Below are 17,785 nucleotides of genomic sequence, written 5' to 3'. Positions count from 1 at the left end.
CAAGAGCTTACAGAAAGCCTATGGCATGGAAATCGACCGTAGCCGTGTAACCGGTATTCAGGAGCTCAGCGGCAACGGAGTGATTGCCACAGTGGATGATCATCAGGTCGCGGCAGGAAACGACAAGCTCATGAATCGTTTGGGGGTCTAGGCTATTCCGTGCCATAGTGTGGGGACGATCATTCACATGGCGATTGACGGGAAATATGCCGGACATATTGTTATTTCCGACATCGTGAAGCTTCACTCCAAGGAAGCCATCCAGGCATTAAAGTCGGCTGGGGTTCGCAAGACTGTGATGCTTACTGGTGACGCCAAGAAGGTGGCTGACAGTGTGGCCTCCGCTTTGGAGTTGGATGAGGTTTACAGTGAACTGCTTCCTGCTGACAAGGTGGAGAAGGTGGAGCAGTTGATTCAGAACAAACCAGAGAAAGAAAAACTGGCTTTTGTGGGAGATGGCATCAACGACGCCCCGGTGCTTCGCCGGGCAGACATCGGCATCGCCATGGGTGCCATGGGTTCTGACGCCGCCATTGAGGCTGCTGATGTGGTCCTAATGGATGATGACCCCTTGCAGATCTCCAAAGCAATCAAAATCTCCCGCAAGTGCCTTGGCATCGTTTATCAGAACATCGTGGTGGCCATCGGCGTAAAACTGGTCTGCCTCGTGCTGGTCGCTCTGGGTTTCGCCAATATGTGGCTGGCCGTGTTTGCTGATGTGGGCGTGATGATTATAGCCGTCCTCAACGCTATCCGGGCACTGTTTGTGAAAAATCTTTAAAGTTCAGAAATAAACGAAAACAGAAAGGGAGCCCCCGATGAATGATTCTTGGCCTCGTGAACCGCAAGAGCTGGAACTGGAAAATCTGACACAGTTGTTTAAGATTCTGGGGAACCCTTCCCGTATGAAGGCTTTATTTCAAATTGGTCCCTCAGAAGCATGTGTCAGTGAAGTATCAATCTCTATATGGAGCTTTTGGAAGAGGAAGAACTTTCCGAAAATGGTAGGGAATTTCTGGGAAAAATTAGAGATCAGATGGAGAAAACTGACTTTTTAATGCAGAGCATGGTAAAAATGTCAAGGCTTGAAGCAGGAATTCTTCAGATCCGTAAAGAAAATAAAAAATTTTATGAACAGTCAGGAGGGGAGCTTTCCCAGGCTGCTTCTGGTCGTTATTATATGGATTTTAAGCAAAAAGCTTATGACGAAAAAAGAGCAGGATGCTTTTATAGAAAGTATGGAGCTTGGAAAGCAGCAGACGCTTTTTTTTACAGCTGATCTTGATGTGTCAGTTCAGATTTTGACAGGTCTTGCAGGGCTGATCACATTGACTGTAGGAATGGGAGTGACTTATTTTCTTTATGAATCTATGAATTTCAGGGAGATTGGGTTTGCAGTACCGTTGCTTCCGCTTTTGTTAGCAGCGTTGCTTAGTCTTTTGGTATGCACTTTAGTGCCGGTGTTTACATGGATGGTTTTGGAAAAGAATGGAAGTATTGTGGAAAGGATTAAGGGAGTAGAATAATTGTTATTGAGCCGCATTTTTACGAAAGGGACATGTCAACTTTGGACTTGGAACTTTCATAGTAAAAATGCGGCTCTTTTGTCATATTAATTAACAACCAATGTTAAACATTTTGCAAATCGCATTAAATAATTCGGTGCAGCTATTGAAATTAAAACACATAGTTTCGACCTCACTATTTACGCGAGCAACGAGCCAAAGTAATAGTAACACTTTATTTCAAGAAAATATGGATCAGCTTATCATAAATCCGTCTATAAGGCTGATACCTCATCGGCAGGTCAATCCAGGTCTTTTTGTCTACAATGCTCTTGTAATGGGAAAAGGTTTCGAAGCCTTTCTGGCCGTGATAGCTTCCCATACCGCTTTCTCCGAAGCCGCCGAATGGCATTTCGCTGGTGGCGAGGTGAATGATCACATCATTAATACAGCCACCGCCGAAGCCACATTCAGAGGTGACTTTTTCGCAGATGGCTTTGTCCTGGGCAAAAATGTAAAGAGCCAGAGGATGAGCCATGGAATTTACCTTTCGGATTACTTCTTCTATAGAATCAAAAGTAAGGACAGGCATTACCGGGCCGAAAATTTCTTCCTGCATAATAGCATCTTCGAAAGTTACCTGATCCATGACCGTAGGCTCAATCTGCATGGTTTCCGGACGGACGCTGCCGCCGCAGATAACTTTCGCCGGATCAATCAGATTCTGTATTCGGTTAAAATGCTTTTCGTTGATAATTTTTCCGTAATTTTTGTTATCCAGAGGTGATTTGCCAAACTGCTTACGAATCTGTTTCTGAATCTGCTTCAGAAGCTCATCTTTCACTTCCCTGTGACAGTAAATGTAGTCAGGGGCTACGCAGGTTTGTCCACAGTTCAGATATTTTCCGAATACAATACGTTTGGCAGAAAGCTTGATATTTGCAGATTTATCTACGATGCAGGGGCTTTTTCCGCCAAGTTCCAGGGTGACTGGAGTGAGGTGCTCGCTGGCATGGCGCATGACTTCTTTTCCAACAGCCTGGCTGCCGGTGAAAAAGATGTAGTCAAAGTGTTCCTGGAGAAGACAGGAGTTTTCCTGGCGTCCACCCATAACAACGGCCACATACTCTTCCGGAAAACATTCACGGACGATCTCGCAGATGATATTGCTGGTGGCAGGAGAGTAGGCGCTGGGTTTTAATACTGCAGTGTTTCCGGCGGCGATGGCGTCTACCAGCGGATCAAAGGTAAGCAGGAAGGGATAGTTCCACGGGCTCATGATCAGGGTGACACCGTATGGGGACGGCTTCATGTAACTTCTGGAATGGAACTGGGCAAGTGGGGTGTGCACGGTTTTTTCTCTGGAAAGGGATCGGATGTGCTTTAGCATATAGGTAATCTCGCTGAGAACGAGACCGGATTCGCACATGTAGCTCTCGAAGCTGCTTTTTCCCAGGTCTGACTTCAGGGCAGCATTGATCTGCTCCTGGTGGGACTGGATGGAGGTTTGCAGCTTTTTTAAGGCGGTGATGCGAAAGTCAATGTTTAAGGTAGCGCCTGTATAAAAATAGTTCCGCTGCTTGCGGATGATTTCCTGGATTGCTTCCTGGGTCATGGGAAAGTCCTTTCTGATTATTAATAATTTGTTTGATGTTTTGAAATATAGTTTACATAATGTGAAAGGCTATAAAGGGTGTAATGTAAAACTATCTTATTTAAACTGAGATTAACGAATGTAATGTTATAAAGGTGACAATATGGTATTTTTCAAACACGCTTTGGCTTTTTATTGCACTGTGTTTTCTTTAGCCGGCATCAGCATATAATAAAATTTCTCCAGCTCCTGTGCATCCATCAGTACCGGTACCGGATACAGCGGATTCGCCTCTTTGTCCGCATAGTGTGACAGCTTCGGAATGTCTTCTTCCTGGATTTCCGGGATGGTATCGCCGATTCCGAAGCGGGCCTTCATGTCTTTGACCGCCTGGATAAAGTTTAATGCGGCTTCTTCTTCCGGTGTTTCTTTGGAGGCAACCCCGGCAGCAACAGCAAGGGCTGCCAGCTTCTTATAAATTGTTTTTCCGTAAGCTTCCAGAACATAAGGGAGAAGTACAGCGTTGGCAAGTCCATGTGGAACATTGTATTGTCCTCCCAGAGAATGGGCAACTGCATGTACATAGCCTACATAGGATTTTGTAAAAGCGCAGCCAGCGAAATAAGAGGCGCGGAGCATATTCCGGCGCGCTTCTTTATTGCTTCCGTCGGTGTAAGCAGTGTCCAGATTTTCGAAAATCAGCTGCACTGCATCCCAGGCATTTTTACGGGTGCCTGGTGTAGTGGAATTACCAATATAAGCTTCCACTGCGTGGGTGAGTGCGTCCATACCTGTAGTAGCGGTGATGAATGGTGGAAGGCTTAATGTGACCTTGGGGTCAAGCACAGCGTATCGGGGAATCAGCGGGAAGTCATTGATGGCATATTTATGCCGGGTTTCGGTGTCCACGATTACTGCTGCCAGTGTAGTTTCGCTTCCGGTTCCTGCAGTGGTTGGAACGGCGATAAGAAGTGGAAGCTTTTTGTGCACTTTCAGGATTCCTTTCATCTTTGCAAGAGACTGATGAGGTTTGGCGACTCTGGCACCTACTGCCTTGGCGCAGTCCATACTGGAGCCTCCGCCGAAGCCTATAATGGCCTGACAGTTATTTTCATGATAAAGTTCAAGTGCCTCAGCCACATTCAGAGTGGTAGGATTTGCTACTGTTTTGTCATAAAGGATATAGGGAATGCTGCTGTCTGTCAACACTTTTTCAAGGCGGTCTGTAAGACCAAGCTTATGGATTCCTGCATCTGTAATAATCAGCACATTTTTACATTTTTTCTTTTTCAGCACATCGGGAACGGCTTTCAGACTGCTGATGATCTCAGGATTTCGGTATGGAAGGAATGGAAGGGCAAATTTGAATACATTCTGAAAAATCCGACAGTATATTTTTTTTAAGGGATTCATATGGAAGTTCTCACTTTCTGTTGATACACGCTCTAAAATATAACGTTGCATCAATCGGTTCTATTGTGTAATTGTTCAGTACCTTCACAGCTACATGCTTTGTGGAATAATTACTTTATTATTGTACTTTTTTTATCACGTATGAATTATACCATGTTATCAAATATTGTAAAGATAAAACAATTTTATTATAAAACAAATTGCAACATATATCTTGCAGAAAGTCTTTTTCAAACATGCTCTGGCCCGAACCCCTATCCATGAATTCAATCAAGCAGGCATGGTTTATTCATTGCTGCTGTCCGGGACTTGCATAGTAAAAACACCTGGCGGAATATTGCCAGTGGACAGTAACCATAAGGTGATTTATTGAAAATAATGAAATAAACACCTGTGTCTCGACTGGCGCCTTCTGTTGTGATATACTGAAACAAGAGATTTTTACAACAGGAGGCGTTTTCGTGGGTGAACAGTCAGAGAAAATAAAGAAAAATATTTGTATGGGGCTGCTGGCTCATGTAGATGCAGGAAAAACTACATTGTCAGAAGCACTTTTATATTTAAGCGGCAAGATACGAAAGCTTGGAAGAGTGGATCACAAGGATGCATATCTGGATACCTCTCCCCTTGAGCGCGAGCGGGGAATCACGATTTTTTCCAAGCAGGCAGTGCTGGAATTCCCGGAAACAAGAGTTACCATTCTGGATACGCCTGGGCATGTGGATTTTTCTGCAGAGATGGAACGTACCTTGCAGGTTCTGGACTATGCAGTGCTTTTGATTAACGGTGCAGATGGTGTGCAGGGACATACGGTGACTTTATGGAAATTGCTTGAGCGGTACCAGATCCCCACATTTATTTTTGTGAACAAAATGGATCAGGATGGAACGGACCACGATGCTCTTTTGACCGAATTGAAAAAAAGGCTGAATGAGAACTGCATGGATTTTTCAGAAAATGAAAATGCTGATGGAGATTTGGAACCGGAATTACCGGCTGGTGAAAAAGAACAGCAGAATTTGATGGAAAATAAATTTTCAGAAGAATTTCTGGAGAGTCTTGCTATGTGTGACGAGGAACTGCTGGAAAAATATCTGGAAACAGGAGAAGTATCCAGGAGAGAGATTACCGGTCTGATCGCAGATCGAAAGGTTTTTCCATGCTATTTTGGCTCTGCACTGAGAATGGAAGGGGTGGAGAAGCTGATCCGCGGACTGGACAGGTACACCAGATGTCCGGTATATCCTGAGGCTTTCGGCGCGAAGGTTTATAAGATCGCCAGAGACGATCAGGGAAACCGTCTTTCCTATATGAAGATTACAGGCGGGGCACTGAGAGTAAAAGAACTTCTTATTACCAGCAAGGGAAATGTGGCTGCAGGAGAGGAAGTATGGGAGGAAAAGGCAGACCAGATCCGGATTTACTCTGGCGCCAGATTTGAATTGGTGAAAGAAGTGCCCGCGGGAACCGTGTGCGCAGTGACAGGTCTTTCCCATACTTTTCCAGGACAGGGACTTGGCGTGACAGAGAATTCCAATATGCCAGTACTGGAGCCGGTACTGAACTATCAGATTATTTTGCCGGAAGGCTGCGATGTGCATCAGATGCTGAAGAAGCTGAGAGAACTGGAAGAGGAAGATCCCCAGCTTCATATTGTGTGGGACGAGCAGCTGGGAGAAATCCACGCCATGCTCATGGGAGATGTGCAGATTGAGATCCTGAAAAGGCTGATCTGGGAGCGGTTCCATGTGGCTGTGGATTTTGGAACGGGAAATATTGTATATAAAGAAACCATTGCGGCATCTGTGGAAGGTGTGGGACATTTTGAGCCTTTGCGCCATTATGCGGAAGTTCACCTTCTTCTGGAACCAGGGGATCAAGGAAGCGGAATGCAGTTTTTTACAGCCTGCAGTGAGGATGTGCTGGACCGGAACTGGCAGAGGTTGATCCTTACCCATCTGGAAGAAAAGGAACACAGAGGAGTGCTGACTGGTGCACCGATCACAGATATGCAGATTACCCTGCTTACCGGACGGGCCCACCAGAAACACACAGAAGGCGGAGATTTCCGTCAGGCTACTTATCGGGCTATCCGTCAGGGACTTAAGAAAGCACAGAATGTTCTGCTGGAGCCTTACTATGAATTTCGGCTGGAAGTGCCGGTGGAGGTTGTTGGCCGTGCAATGAATGATATCAAGAAAATGCAGGGAACTCTTCTTCCTATGGAGACAGAGGAAAATACCGCTATTTTGAAGGGGAAAGCGCCTGTTTCGACTATGCGCGATTACCAGAAAGAAGTAGTTTCTTATACAAGGGGAATGGGAAGGCTGTTCTGCAGTTTAAAAGGATATGAGCCCTGTAAAAATAAGGATGAGATCGTGGAACAGATCGGCTACGATTCTGAGCGGGATCTGGATAATCCTACCGGGTCTGTATTTTGTGCCCATGGAGCCGGATTTGTGGTGCCATGGTATGAAGTGGAAGAGTATATGCACCTGGATACTGGGATTACGGCAGAGTTTGAGGATAATCTCAGCGAGGAAGACTGGGAAGATGCTGCGTCAGGCTCTGGGAATCCTGCAAGTGGAGACGATACTGCTCAAAGTGCCAGAAATTCAGCACGCAGTGGAGCTGGCAGTACAGGAACTGCCAGAAATACATCTGGAAGTGGAAGCCGTGCGGGAAGCGGTTACCAGCCGCCGGAATCTGCCTACCGTGGAAGCTATGAGGATGACAAAGAACTTCAGGCCATTTTTGAGCGTACCTTTGGTCCGGTGAAAAGAGACCGCGTGTCTTCTTATAAAAAAGTGGTAAGTGCCCTATCTTATTCTGGCAGCAGTTCTTCTGTAAAAAAAGACCAGGAAGAATACCTTCTTGTGGATGGTTACAACATTATTTTTGCCTGGCCGGAGCTGAAAGAACTGGCAGATGCGGATGTCCGTGCAGCACAGACGAAGCTGATGGATATTTTAAGTAATTATCAGGGATATAAGAAATGTACTTTGATTCTTGTATTTGATGCTTACAAGGTGGAGGGACACCAGGAGGAAGTGCTTACTTATCACAATATTCATGTGGTTTACACAAAAGAAGCGGAGACTGCCGATCAATATATTGAAAAAACAGTCCACAAAATCGGCAGACAGCATCAGGTAACGGTTGCTACTTCAGACGGACTGGAACAGATTATCATTATGGGTCAGGGCGCCAACCGTATTTCCGCAAGAGGTCTGAAAGAAGAAATCGAAGAGACCAGAAAGCAGCTCCGCCAGGAATGGCATCAGCACCGCCAGTCCAGTCATACCTATCTTTTTGATCATGCGGATGCGGAGACAGCAAAGCTGATGGAAGAAGTCCGGCTAGGGAAAAAGAAATTATAGGGTTTCTGTTCATGGAGTGAACAATAGCATTATTGGAATTAATGTTTTCCATTGGCAATTTGACAAACTCTTTGCCATCTGTTAAGGTGGTGTGCAAAGTGGTGTTGCAGCTATAAAGGAGATGTATAAAAATGAGAGAGAAGCTCACCAAAAAAGACGTAGAGAAAATTGAACAGGAGATTGAGCACCGTAAGCTTGTTGTCCGCAAAGAGGCAATTGAGGCAGTAAAGGAAGCACGTGCCCAGGGCGATTTAAGTGAGAATTTTGAATACTACGCTGCCAAGCGTCATAAGAATCAGAACGAGAGTCGCATCCGCTATCTGGAGAATATGTTAAAAACAGCAACCATCGTTTCTGATAAATCCTGCAGTGACGAGGTTGGAATGGATGACATTGTAGAAGTTTATTTTGAGGAAGATGACGAGATTGAGAAATATAAGCTTGTTACTTCCATCCGGGGAAATTCCATGGAGAACAGAATCAGTATTGACTCTCCGATTGGCATGGCACTGAAAGGACATAAGATTGGCGACAGAGTGGAAGTAAAGGTAAATGACAATTACAGTTATTTTCTGGAAATCCGCTCCATCGATAAAACCCATTCAGAGGAAGAGGAAATCCGAGGATTTTAAAAGTATTAGAGCGTGTAACAGTGAAGATACGGAATCATTACACGTATTATATAAAAATCCCGCATGAGATATGCAGTGATAATTGTAAAATTATTCTTCATGTTTCCTGTGGGATTTTTTGAATGTAAAATTTGGAAAATACAGTAAAATCAACTATCAAACAAATATTTTACATTTTCAACAGCCTGGCTTTACATTTTTCCTGTATAAGAAAATCCAAGATTGTAAAGTATTTTACATATATTTAACATTCTTCTCACCCGAAACTTTACATAGCCCACTTATATTGGTTTTGTAAACAAAAGAAATTAAGAACCCAATAAACTTTTAAAAGGATAAAAAAAGGAGAGGAAACGTAATGGATTTTTTTAGCATTCTGACATTAGTCGGCGGACTGGCGATGTTCCTTTATGGAATGCAGGTAATGGGAGACGGTCTGGAAAAGCTTTCCGGCGGTAAACTGGAAAAGATTCTGGAAAACCTTTCATCTAACCGTGTGAAAGCAGTTTTGGTTGGTGCAGCAGTTACTGCAATCATTCAGTCTTCATCGGCAACCACAGTTATGGTAGTCGGCTTCGTAAACTCGGGAATCATGCATCTGTCCCAGGCTGTTGGCTTTATTATGGGCGCAAATATCGGTACTACTGTTACCGCATGGATTCTCAGCCTGGCAGGAATTGAAAGCTCCAATTTCTTTGTAAGACTTTTGAACCCAAACTCATTTTCACCGATTCTGGCATTGATCGGAGTTGTTTTTATTGTCTTCCTTCATGATGAAAAGAAGAAAGATATTGGAAACATTCTGGTTGGTTTCGCAGTGCTGATGTTCGGTATGAATACCATGAGCGGTGCCGTAAAACCTCTGGCAGAGGTACCGGAATTTACAAACATCCTTCTGAAATTCTCCAACCCTGTTTTAGGCGTGTTGGCCGGCGCACTTCTGACTGCTGTTATTCAGTCTTCATCTGCTTCCGTTGGTATTCTCCAGGCGCTTTGTGTAACTGGTGCAGTCCGTTACGGAGCAGCGCTTCCGATTATCATGGGACAGAATATTGGAACCTGTATTACAGCAATGCTTTCTTCAATCGGTGCTACTAAGAATGCAAAACGTGCAGCAATCGTTCATCTGTACTTCAATATTGTAGGAACTGTTACATTTATGGTTGTATTCTATGTGCTGAATGGATTTTTACATTTCTCTTTCATTGAAGAAGTGGCAGGTCCTGCCGGCATTGCAGTGATCCACAGTGCCTTTAACATCATTGCAACACTTGTACTTCTTCCATTTGGAGATATGCTTGTAAAAATGGCATGTGCAACTGTCCGTGATACAAAAGAAGAGAAAGTTATTTCCGCAGAAGATCAGGAGTTTATGATCCTGGAGTCCCGTTTTCTCAGCAATCCTGGTATTGCTATTGAGCAGAGCAAAACAGCTGCCAGGAAAATGGCAGAGCAGTCCAAAACCGCTTTGAACCTTTCCTTTGGCTTGCTGGATGATTTCCAGGAGGAGACAGCTTTCCGTGTGGAAAAGATTGAAGCAAAGGTTGACCGCTATGAGGACGAACTGGGAACCTATCTGATCAAGTTAAATCAGAAAGATCTTTCTCTGGAAGACAGCCACAGCTTGTCCATTATGCTTCACTGTATCGGAGATTTTGAACGTATTTCCGACCACGCCCTTAGCATTATGAAATCTGCAAAGGAAATTTCAGAAAAAAATGCCCGCTTTTCAGACAAGGCAGTGCAGGAACTTCACATTATGGAAAAAGCCGTGTCTGATATTGTGGAAAAAGCGTATAGTGTTTTTGCAAACCAGGACATGAGAGCGGCCGAAGAAATTGAGCCTCTGGAAGAGGTGATCGATGAGCTCAGCCGTGAGCTGAAAAGACGCCATGTAAATCGTCTTCGTGCCGGAGAATGTACAATAGAGATGGGATTTGTGCTTTCTGATATTACAACCAGCCTGGAGAGAATTGCAGATCATTGTTCCAATATCGGAGTCTGTGTGACTCAGGTGCATGAGGATCTTTATGATACCCACAGTCACCTTGACACTGTAAAAAATGCACCGGGAGAACATTTCCATCACGAACTGGAGGTTGCCCGTGTGAACTATATGCTTCCGTAACCGGGAGAGTAGATGTTGCCAGTTGCTGCTCTGAAAAAATTCCTGTGAGAATTATTTCCGGAGGCAGCGACTGGTAATATAATTTTTGCGGCGCGAAAACATGCGAATGCATGATTTCTGTGCATCGCGAAGCGTGTCACTGGCCAGGTCGTGAACGGTAACCTGTTTTCCTGCTTTTTACCGTGACTTTACAGTTGTGCACTTGTATAAGGGGAAAAAAGTACGTATACTAAGAAATAATGATGATTTACAGGTAATGTAAAAAATAGGTAAGACATGGGAGGAGAATACTAAAAAATGATTTTTTGTGTTGAAGATGATAACAACATCCGTGATCTTTTAGTATATACATTAGAGACGACCGGATTTCATGCAAGGGGTTTAGAAGACTCCCAGGAATTGTGGAAAGCCCTCGCAGAAGAGGAACCAGAGCTGATTCTTCTTGATATTATGCTTCCTGGAGAGGACGGATATTCCATTCTGGAAAAACTGAAGAAATCCTCTGGAACAAGAGATATTCCAATCATTATGGTAACTGCCAAGGAAGCAGAATTTGATAAGGTCCGTGCCCTGGAAGCCGGTGCAGACGATTATATTACCAAGCCCTTTGGAATGATGGAATTTATAGCCAGGGTGAAGGCTGTGCTCAGGCGCAGCAGCCGTCACGGAGATGACAGAGAGTTTAGCTGTGAGGAACTTCGTATTTTCCCGGGCCGTCATCAGGTATACTGTGATGATCAGCCTGTGGAGCTTACCCGCAAGGAATTTGAACTTCTTCTGTATCTTATGGAAAACAGAGGAATCGTTATGACCCGTGACCAGATTTTGTGCCATATATGGGGCTATGATTTTGACGGGGAAACCAGAACTGTGGATGTACATGTGCGGACCCTGCGGCAGAAGCTTGGGGATACTGGAAGACTGATCGAAACTGTCCGCGGCGTAGGTTACAGAATGGCAGATAAAGGAGGCACTCAGGGATGAAAAAGAAAATCCTAAGTCATACCAGTGTGATGATCATTCTCACGGTTATCCTTACCTTTATAGCTGCCAGCTTTGTGATGTATGATAAGTATAATAGTACCATGAAAAAGGGTGTACGGGATGAAGCAGAATATGTAAAAGTGGGGATAGAAGAAGTTGGAGAAGCATATTTAAGCGGAAATGTGGGAAAAACCACAGATACTCGTATTACGCTCACCGATTCAGAGGGAAATGTGCTCTATGATAATGAGGCAGAGGCTTCAAAGCTTCCAAACCACAGCAGCCGTCCGGAATTTGTCCAGGCTATGAAAAATGGACAGGGAGAAATCGTTCGTTATTCGGAAACCCTGTCGCACCAGACCTTTTATTATGCAGTAAAGCTGAATGATGGCAGAATTCTCCGCCTGGCAAAAACAACAGACAGTGTGTTCCATACGTTGCTTAGCAGTTTTATCTGGCTGGGACTTTTGATGCTGTTAATCATTCTGGTAGAGATCGTTCTGGTGCAAAGGCAGACAAAGAGTCTGATCGAGCCGGTGAACAACCTGGATCTGGAGCATCCTCTTTCGAATGTATGCTACGAAGAACTCCGTCCTTTGTTGATGCGGGTGGATCAGCAGAATAAGCAGATTGCAAGCCAGCTGGAGGAGTTGAAGAAGACAGAGGCTGTGAGAAGGGAATTCTCTGCAAATGTTTCCCATGAGTTAAAGACACCTCTGATGTCCATTTCCGGTTATGCGGAGCTGATGATGAATGGAATGGTGAGACCGGAGAATATTGCCGATTTTTCAGGACGAATTTATAAGGAGGCCAATCGCCTGGGAAATCTGGTGGCAGATATTATTCAGCTGTCGCGTCTGGATGAACAGCAGGATGCAGTGGTCTCCATGGAAAGTGTGGAGCTTGATGAGCTGGCAAAGGATGTGGTAAACAATCTCCGGGATCATGCGGAAAAGAAAAATATTTCGCTGGATTATTGCGGTATTCCGATCAACATTCAGGGAGTTCGGCATGTTTTATATGAAATGCTGTACAATATTGCGGACAATGCTGTCCGTTACACCAATCCGGGAGGACACATTCATATTTATGTAGGCAGAAAAGGGGACCATCCTTTTTACCGGGTAGAGGATGATGGAATCGGAATCCCGAAATCTGAACAGAAAAGAATATTTGAGAGATTTTACCGTGTGGACAAAAGTCATTCACGGCAGACCGGAGGAACTGGTCTTGGACTGTCCATTGTAAAGCATGGGGCAACCTTACATCATGCCCAGATCAATGTGGACAGCGATCTTGGAAAAGGTACAAAAATGGAGCTGCTTTTTTAGAGTGTGTTGAAAAAGGCTTTCTGCAAATTGTGACATACAGCTTGCAGAAAGCCTTTTTGGAACATATTGAAGCAGCTCCTTTTTTTAAATTACAGTTCGCTCAGTGCATCCTCATCTGCCACAATAATTGCATTGGGATGGAACTGAAGGATGGAAGCCGGGCACTGTGGGGTAACAGGTCCTTTGATCGCAGCGGCGAGAGCCGTGGCTTTGTTTTTGCCGTTAGCTACAAGAAGAATGGTCTTTGCGCTCATAATATTGCCGGTTCCCATAGAAATTGCCTTGCGCGGTACATCCTCCTCGCTTGCAAAAAAGCGCTTATTCGCCTGGATGGTAGCCTCTGTAAGATCTACACAGTGTGTGCCAGCCTGGAAATGATCGTCTGGTTCATTAAATCCAATGTGGCCATTAGGTCCTATTCCAAGAAGCTGAAGGTCTGCAGCTCCTATATTCTTAAGCAGTGTATTATAAGCTTCGCAGCAGACCTCTGTGTCCGGATTGGTTCCGTCCGGAACATAGGTATTCTTAATATCAATATTGACTCTGCTGAACAGGTTCTTGTTCATGAAGTAACGGTAGCTCTGATCATTGGATCCGTCCAGCCCTACATATTCGTCCAGGTTCACAGATTTTACATGGGAAAAATCCAGTATTCCCTCTTCATACATAGCAGCCAGCTGATCGTAGGTACCTACCGGGGAAGAACCGGTAGCAAGTCCAAGGATACAATCCGGTTTGGACAAAATAACACCGGCGATAATGGTAGCTGCAGTACGGCTCAGCTCTTCATAATTCTTAACTTTAATTACTTTCATTTTACCTCTCCTTCTTTGTCAATAAGTGAGTATGATCACTTTAACAAGGTGCAAAAAAATAACGGCATTATCAGAATGCTGTCATATAAAAACCCTGCCCTTGTTCTTTCAGACAATAACAGTATACCCTATATTTAGGTGAAATGCTATAAATATTTCTGCTTTTTATTGCTTTTTTTGGTGAAAACTGATTGCAAGTTTCGAAAGCTTTTCCTATAATGAATTTATAATATAGAAATTTACCCTGGGGATAAATAAAATGAAAAAAAACTACACTCTGAAAAGGGAACTTACATTTCTGATGATACTGACCTCTGTATGTACTTTACTGTCTGTATGTGCAGCTGTTTTCTATGTCTTTTTCTCTTTCTTCTTTCAGAAAACACAGGAAGATATTGAATATGTACTTCGATATACCAGTCAGCAGTATGAGGCTCATATGCAGTTTATTGAGGATAGTGTGATCGCCATACGTCATAATACGGTACTGGATGACTTTTTTCAGAAAGAAGAATACGACCTGGAGGAAATAGAACCACAGCTTTCTTACAGCATGGAGCTTTTTTCAGAGCGGAATATGGTGGAACGTCAGCTTCCTTTTGTTACTGGAATTTATCTGTTTAATAATGGGAATGAATGTATTTATGAGCACTATTATGCCACCACACTGGCTGCCGGGAGAGAACAGAAGCGAAAATACGAAAACATGCAGCAGGAATTTAAAAGTACCAGTGACCAGTACGCCTGTTTGTCTGATAAAGATGAATTAAATATTTTTTTTAGAATTTATGATGAAAATATGAGGGAAAAAGGAATCGGAGTCGTGCAGATCAGTCAGAGTGCGGTAGCGAAAGTTCTGGAAACGGTACAGCTGTATCATAATGGAGGATGGGCTGTCCTGGATAAAAACGATCAGCTGCTTGCCTCAGAAGGAGCTCAGGAGCTGGTGAAAAAGCTGCAGACCTCTGAGAATTCATGGAATGGAACAAAAGACCTGGCGGGTACGAAGGTGATTGGTTATGGAAATTCCTGTGGATTTGGAGTACGTACAGTGATCTCAGTAGGGTATGGGAATATTTTTTCTATTTTGAAGCCCACTCTTTTTATCGTTCTTGTGGGCCTTATTGTGGTACTGGGAATTGCATTTCTGGTTGCATATGCTATCAGCTACCGTTTCACCAAACCGGTTACCAGGATGATCCAAAGTATACAGGCTTTTGGAAAACCGGATCTGAATGCCAGAATGGAAGATTCCTCTATTCAGGAATTTCATGACATGGGAATCGTGTTTAATGAGATGGCAGACAGGATTGAATATCTGATCACTCAGGTTTACGAAAAAGAAATTGTGGCAGCCAGGTCTCAGGTAAAATATCTGCAGTCCCAGATAAATCCGCATTTCCAGTTTAATATTCTGGCCATGCTGAGTCTGAAAGCGAAAATGGCTGGAAACGAAGAAGTTTACGATGGACTGAATGCTTTTTCCAGACTGATGCAGGGTAAGATATTCCGGGAAAAAGAGATTAAGATAAAGGTAAAAGAGGAACTAGAAATAGTTCAGTTTTATTTATATCTGCAGAAAAGCCGTTACCAGGATAAACTGTCTTATGAGGTGAAGCTTGAAGATGAAAAAATCGGCGAAGATCTGATTCCCCGTCTTCTTATTGAGCCACTGGTGGAAAATGCAGTTTCGCATGGTTTGGAACCAAAGCGTGGAAAAGGAAATCTGCAGGTCCTTTTATATGAAAGGGAAATGCTCTACATCTGGGTAAAAGATGATGGAGTAGGCGTTTGTCGGAATCAGACGAAGGCAGAGGAAAATAAAGAAAAAACTCCTCATACCCATGTGGGCTGGGAAAATACAAAGAAAATGCTCCGGATCCTGTATGGAGATTATTACAAGTTTCAGGTCTGGAGCGAACCGGGAAAGGGAACGGAAATAGAAATTGCAGTTCCAATTGAAAGAGGTGGAAATTATGTGGAAAGTGGTAGCAGCCGATGATGAAGGATACATCAGAGAGGCTTTGCAGAAACTGATAAATTGGGAAAAAATGGACTGTTCTTTGGAGAGCGTAGTCAGTGATGGACAGGAACTATTGGAGAAGATCCGGGAAGAAATGCCGGACATTGTGATCACAGATATACAGATGCCTGGTGTTGACGGATTAGAAGTATGTAAATATGTATACGAAACCTGCCCGGAAACCCAGGTGATCATCCTTACCGCATATTCAGATTTTGAGTATGCCAAACGTGCCATTAAATACAGTGTATGTGAGTATGTGCTTAAGATTTCCATTATAGACGAACTTCCACTGGCAGTGGAAAAAGCAATTGGAAAGCTATCCAGACTGAAAAAGGAGATCGAAATCCAGGAGCATACGAAGGCAGAAGAACCGGAATCACTGCTTGATCAGATTGAACAGTATCTGGAAGAAAATTTTCGCAAAAAGATCACGCTGGATGATATTGCAGATACCCTGCATGTGAACCGCAGCTATCTCAGCCGTTATTATAAGAATAAAACAGGTGTGAATCTGTTTGATGAGATTTTAATGAAAAGGGTGGAAAAGGCAAAAGAATATCTGCAGAATACAGAGATGAAGACTTATGAGATTTCAGAAGCGGTAGGAGTGGAAGATGCTGGTTATTTCTCAAAAATGTTTAAAAAGATAACCGGGGTATCACCAAAAGAATTCAGGAAAAGAGAACAACATGAAGAGAAAAATTAGAGGCCTTTTCTTTAGTATCGGAATAGCAGGGAGTCTGATCCTTGGAGGCTGCGGGAAAGAAGAAAAAGAGCCTGTAACTATCACAATGATTCATGCATGGGGTGGAACAGGTGAAGATCATGTAGCTATGAGGGATATTTACGATGGATTTCAGAAGGAGAATCCGGACATTGAGGTGCAGCTGATCTCCATGCCAGGAAGAAAGGAAATGTTGCGTAAGGTGGAGGACATGATCATGGTGGGAGATATGCCGGATGTGATTACCTTCAGCGGTATGGGACAGAATACAACCTATGATTTTATTGTAGAAAATGATATGGCGCTGGATATTATGCCCTATGTGAAAAAAGATGAAGAGTTTGCCTCCAATATTTCCCAGACCAATCTGAACTATTGGACCACAGAAGAAGGGGAGCTGTTTACAGTGTCAGATGTTTTGTCCTTAAGTGGTGGTTATTGGTATAATGAAGATATTCTGCACGCAGCTGGCGTAAAGGAAATTCCCAGGACCTGGGATGCTTTTCGCGGTATGTGCTACAAAATCTGGAAATGGTCGGAACGTGAGAATAATGAAATTGCTTCGCTTCAGACATCTCCGGAGGGCTATCTTTATTTTATGGATCATATGCTTCTGGAAGAAGGTACAGAAAAGGACAGAAACGATATCGGTACAATTTCAGAGGTATTGAAACGGCTGCAGGAAATTTATGTATATTCCACCTCCGAAAATGCAGAATACAGTTATTTGGATGAGACCAGATTGTTCAATGAAGGAAAGCTTGCCATATATGTGAATGGCGTATGGGGCGCTTCCATGATTTCCGAAAACATTAATGCCAAGTATGCACTGCTTCCAACTACATCCGGGAAGAAGCTGTCTTGCGAATCTGCCTGTTTTGGTTATGTGCTTGGAAAAAGTGGAAACGAACAGAAAGAGGAGGCTTCCATCCGGTTCCTGAAATATATGCTAAGCAAGAAGGTGCAGACGCGGATTTTGGAGGAAACAGAGCAGATTCCGGCGAATAAGCAGGTAGTTCTGGATTCTTACGAGAAGGAAATGCCGCGGCTGTTTCAGGCTGCTTCCCTGGTATTAAGTGCAGAGGATAAAATTGAAGTTCCGGATAATCTGTGGACTTATGAACAGAAAGCCTATTTTACAGAAAACATTTTCAGAGAGCTTACCGGTAAAATTTCACCGGAAGCTTTTACCCGGCAGCTGGGTGAAATGAAAATAGATAAATAGGGAAAATAAAGATAAGGAAAATATTGCC

15 protein-coding genes are annotated in these 17,785 nt (G+C 43.6%); 12 read left to right on the top strand and 3 right to left on the bottom strand.

Going from position 1 to position 17,785, the window contains the following annotated elements; all coding sequences use genetic code 11:
* Nucleotides 1-25 precede the first annotated feature (25 nt).
* The 4 genes from AB5706_RS23180 to AB5706_RS16235 all read left to right on the top strand — a co-directional run bounded on the left by AB5706_RS23180 (nucleotide 26) and on the right by AB5706_RS16235 (nucleotide 1,526).
* The gene (locus AB5706_RS23180; RefSeq protein ID WP_330602685.1) at nucleotides 26-151 is read left to right on the top strand and encodes a hypothetical protein; all 126 of its coding nucleotides are present in this window, start codon (nucleotides 26-28) and stop codon (nucleotides 149-151) included.
* A gap of 36 nt (nucleotides 152-187) precedes the next feature.
* On the top strand, nucleotides 188-781 hold the full coding sequence (locus tag AB5706_RS23175; RefSeq protein WP_330602686.1) for an HAD-IC family P-type ATPase: 594 nt from the start codon (nucleotides 188-190) through the stop codon (nucleotides 779-781).
* A gap of 195 nt (nucleotides 782-976) precedes the next feature.
* On the top strand, nucleotides 977-1,279 hold the full coding sequence (locus AB5706_RS16240; RefSeq protein ID WP_226815366.1) for a hypothetical protein: 303 nt from the start codon (nucleotides 977-979) through the stop codon (nucleotides 1,277-1,279).
* Entirely contained in the window at nucleotides 1,203-1,526 is a 324-nt protein-coding gene (locus AB5706_RS16235; protein WP_173771739.1) for a hypothetical protein, read from the top strand. Before AB5706_RS16240 ends, AB5706_RS16235 begins: the two co-directional genes overlap by 77 nt.
* A 214-nt stretch (nucleotides 1,527-1,740) precedes the next feature.
* Here the strand turns inward: AB5706_RS16235 and AB5706_RS16230 are convergent, their stop codons facing one another.
* Together AB5706_RS16230 and AB5706_RS16225 are read right to left on the bottom strand one after the other, a co-directional pair.
* A complete protein-coding gene (locus AB5706_RS16230) occupies nucleotides 1,741-3,120 on the bottom strand; it encodes an aldehyde dehydrogenase (RefSeq protein ID WP_173773697.1) in 1,380 nt (459 codons plus the stop codon).
* Between the two features lie 171 nt (nucleotides 3,121-3,291).
* Nucleotides 3,292-4,512, bottom strand: coding sequence for an iron-containing alcohol dehydrogenase (locus AB5706_RS16225; RefSeq protein ID WP_226815367.1), 1,221 nt, complete (start codon nucleotides 4,510-4,512; stop codon nucleotides 3,292-3,294).
* Between the two features lie 500 nt (nucleotides 4,513-5,012).
* Here AB5706_RS16225 and AB5706_RS16220 point away from each other — a divergent pair, with 500 nt between their 5' ends.
* The 5 genes from AB5706_RS16220 to AB5706_RS16200 all read left to right on the top strand — a co-directional run bounded on the left by AB5706_RS16220 (nucleotide 5,013) and on the right by AB5706_RS16200 (nucleotide 12,967).
* Nucleotides 5,013-7,892, top strand: a complete 2,880-nt coding sequence (locus AB5706_RS16220) for an NYN domain-containing protein (RefSeq protein WP_368366197.1) — start codon at nucleotides 5,013-5,015, stop codon at nucleotides 7,890-7,892.
* A gap of 131 nt (nucleotides 7,893-8,023) precedes the next feature.
* Nucleotides 8,024-8,524, top strand: a complete 501-nt coding sequence (greA, locus tag AB5706_RS16215; RefSeq protein WP_148461684.1) for a transcription elongation factor GreA — start codon at nucleotides 8,024-8,026, stop codon at nucleotides 8,522-8,524.
* Nucleotides 8,525-8,882: 358 nt separating this feature from the next.
* Complete coding sequence (locus tag AB5706_RS16210; protein WP_148461683.1) at nucleotides 8,883-10,652, top strand: Na/Pi cotransporter family protein; 1,770 nt, start codon at nucleotides 8,883-8,885, stop codon at nucleotides 10,650-10,652.
* 297 nt (nucleotides 10,653-10,949) lie between these two features.
* On the top strand, nucleotides 10,950-11,636 hold the full coding sequence (locus AB5706_RS16205; protein ID WP_187565460.1) for a response regulator transcription factor: 687 nt from the start codon (nucleotides 10,950-10,952) through the stop codon (nucleotides 11,634-11,636).
* Nucleotides 11,633-12,967 carry an ATP-binding protein gene (locus AB5706_RS16200; protein ID WP_368366194.1) on the top strand — a complete coding sequence of 445 codons (1,335 nt, stop codon included), beginning with the start codon at nucleotides 11,633-11,635 and terminating at the stop codon, nucleotides 12,965-12,967. The genes AB5706_RS16205 and AB5706_RS16200 overlap by 4 nt, the downstream gene beginning before the upstream one ends.
* Before the next feature lie 89 nt (nucleotides 12,968-13,056).
* On the opposite strand, the gene nagB is transcribed toward AB5706_RS16200, so the two are convergent.
* On the bottom strand, nucleotides 13,057-13,782 hold the full coding sequence (gene nagB / locus AB5706_RS16195; RefSeq protein WP_368366193.1) for a glucosamine-6-phosphate deaminase: 726 nt from the start codon (nucleotides 13,780-13,782) through the stop codon (nucleotides 13,057-13,059).
* Between the two features lie 259 nt (nucleotides 13,783-14,041).
* On the opposite strand from nagB, the gene AB5706_RS16190 reads away from it, so the two are divergent.
* The 3 genes from AB5706_RS16190 to AB5706_RS16180 are packed head-to-tail and all read left to right on the top strand — an operon-like array spanning nucleotide 14,042 to nucleotide 17,757.
* Nucleotides 14,042-15,784, top strand: a complete 1,743-nt coding sequence (locus tag AB5706_RS16190) for a cache domain-containing sensor histidine kinase (protein WP_173771743.1) — start codon at nucleotides 14,042-14,044, stop codon at nucleotides 15,782-15,784.
* Complete coding sequence (locus AB5706_RS16185) at nucleotides 15,759-16,514, top strand: response regulator transcription factor (RefSeq protein WP_204454386.1); 756 nt, start codon at nucleotides 15,759-15,761, stop codon at nucleotides 16,512-16,514. The genes AB5706_RS16190 and AB5706_RS16185 overlap by 26 nt, the downstream gene beginning before the upstream one ends.
* Nucleotides 16,498-17,757: an ABC transporter substrate-binding protein gene (locus AB5706_RS16180; RefSeq protein WP_148461678.1), complete on the top strand. Its 1,260-nt coding sequence runs from the start codon at nucleotides 16,498-16,500 to the stop codon at nucleotides 17,755-17,757. Before AB5706_RS16185 ends, AB5706_RS16180 begins: the two co-directional genes overlap by 17 nt.
* Nucleotides 17,758-17,785: the final 28 nt, after the last annotated feature.

This window comes from Ruminococcus sp. RTP21484sp1_RTP21277st1_D2_RTP21277_210401, from assembly GCF_040924225.1.
Taxonomy (GTDB): Bacteria; Bacillota; Clostridia; order Lachnospirales; family Lachnospiraceae; genus Blautia_A; species Blautia_A faecis.
This window is presented reverse-complemented; position numbering and strand designations above follow the sequence as displayed.

What these genes read in the sequence shown, in the direction of transcription:
- nagB (WP_368366193.1), bottom strand. Translation starts at nt 13,782, where the DNA reads ATGAAAGTAATTAAAGTTAAGAATTATGAAGAGCTGAGCCGTACTGCA.
- AB5706_RS16230 (WP_173773697.1), bottom strand. Translation starts at nt 3,120, where the DNA reads ATGACCCAGGAAGCAATCCAGGAAATCATCCGCAAGCAGCGGAACTAT.
- AB5706_RS16180 (WP_148461678.1), top strand. Translation starts at nt 16,498, where the DNA reads ATGAAGAGAAAAATTAGAGGCCTTTTCTTTAGTATCGGAATAGCAGGG.
- AB5706_RS16205 (WP_187565460.1), top strand. Translation starts at nt 10,950, where the DNA reads ATGATTTTTTGTGTTGAAGATGATAACAACATCCGTGATCTTTTAGTA.
- AB5706_RS16210 (WP_148461683.1), top strand. Translation starts at nt 8,883, where the DNA reads ATGGATTTTTTTAGCATTCTGACATTAGTCGGCGGACTGGCGATGTTC.
- greA (WP_148461684.1), top strand. Translation starts at nt 8,024, where the DNA reads ATGAGAGAGAAGCTCACCAAAAAAGACGTAGAGAAAATTGAACAGGAG.
- AB5706_RS16220 (WP_368366197.1), top strand. Translation starts at nt 5,013, where the DNA reads ATGGGGCTGCTGGCTCATGTAGATGCAGGAAAAACTACATTGTCAGAA.
- AB5706_RS16185 (WP_204454386.1), top strand. Translation starts at nt 15,759, where the DNA reads ATGTGGAAAGTGGTAGCAGCCGATGATGAAGGATACATCAGAGAGGCT.
- AB5706_RS23175 (WP_330602686.1), top strand. Translation starts at nt 188, where the DNA reads ATGGCGATTGACGGGAAATATGCCGGACATATTGTTATTTCCGACATC.
- AB5706_RS16190 (WP_173771743.1), top strand. Translation starts at nt 14,042, where the DNA reads ATGAAAAAAAACTACACTCTGAAAAGGGAACTTACATTTCTGATGATA.
- AB5706_RS16200 (WP_368366194.1), top strand. Translation starts at nt 11,633, where the DNA reads ATGAAAAAGAAAATCCTAAGTCATACCAGTGTGATGATCATTCTCACG.
- AB5706_RS16225 (WP_226815367.1), bottom strand. Translation starts at nt 4,512, where the DNA reads ATGAATCCCTTAAAAAAAATATACTGTCGGATTTTTCAGAATGTATTC.
- AB5706_RS23180 (WP_330602685.1), top strand. Translation starts at nt 26, where the DNA reads ATGGAAATCGACCGTAGCCGTGTAACCGGTATTCAGGAGCTCAGCGGC.
- AB5706_RS16235 (WP_173771739.1), top strand. Translation starts at nt 1,203, where the DNA reads ATGACGAAAAAAGAGCAGGATGCTTTTATAGAAAGTATGGAGCTTGGA.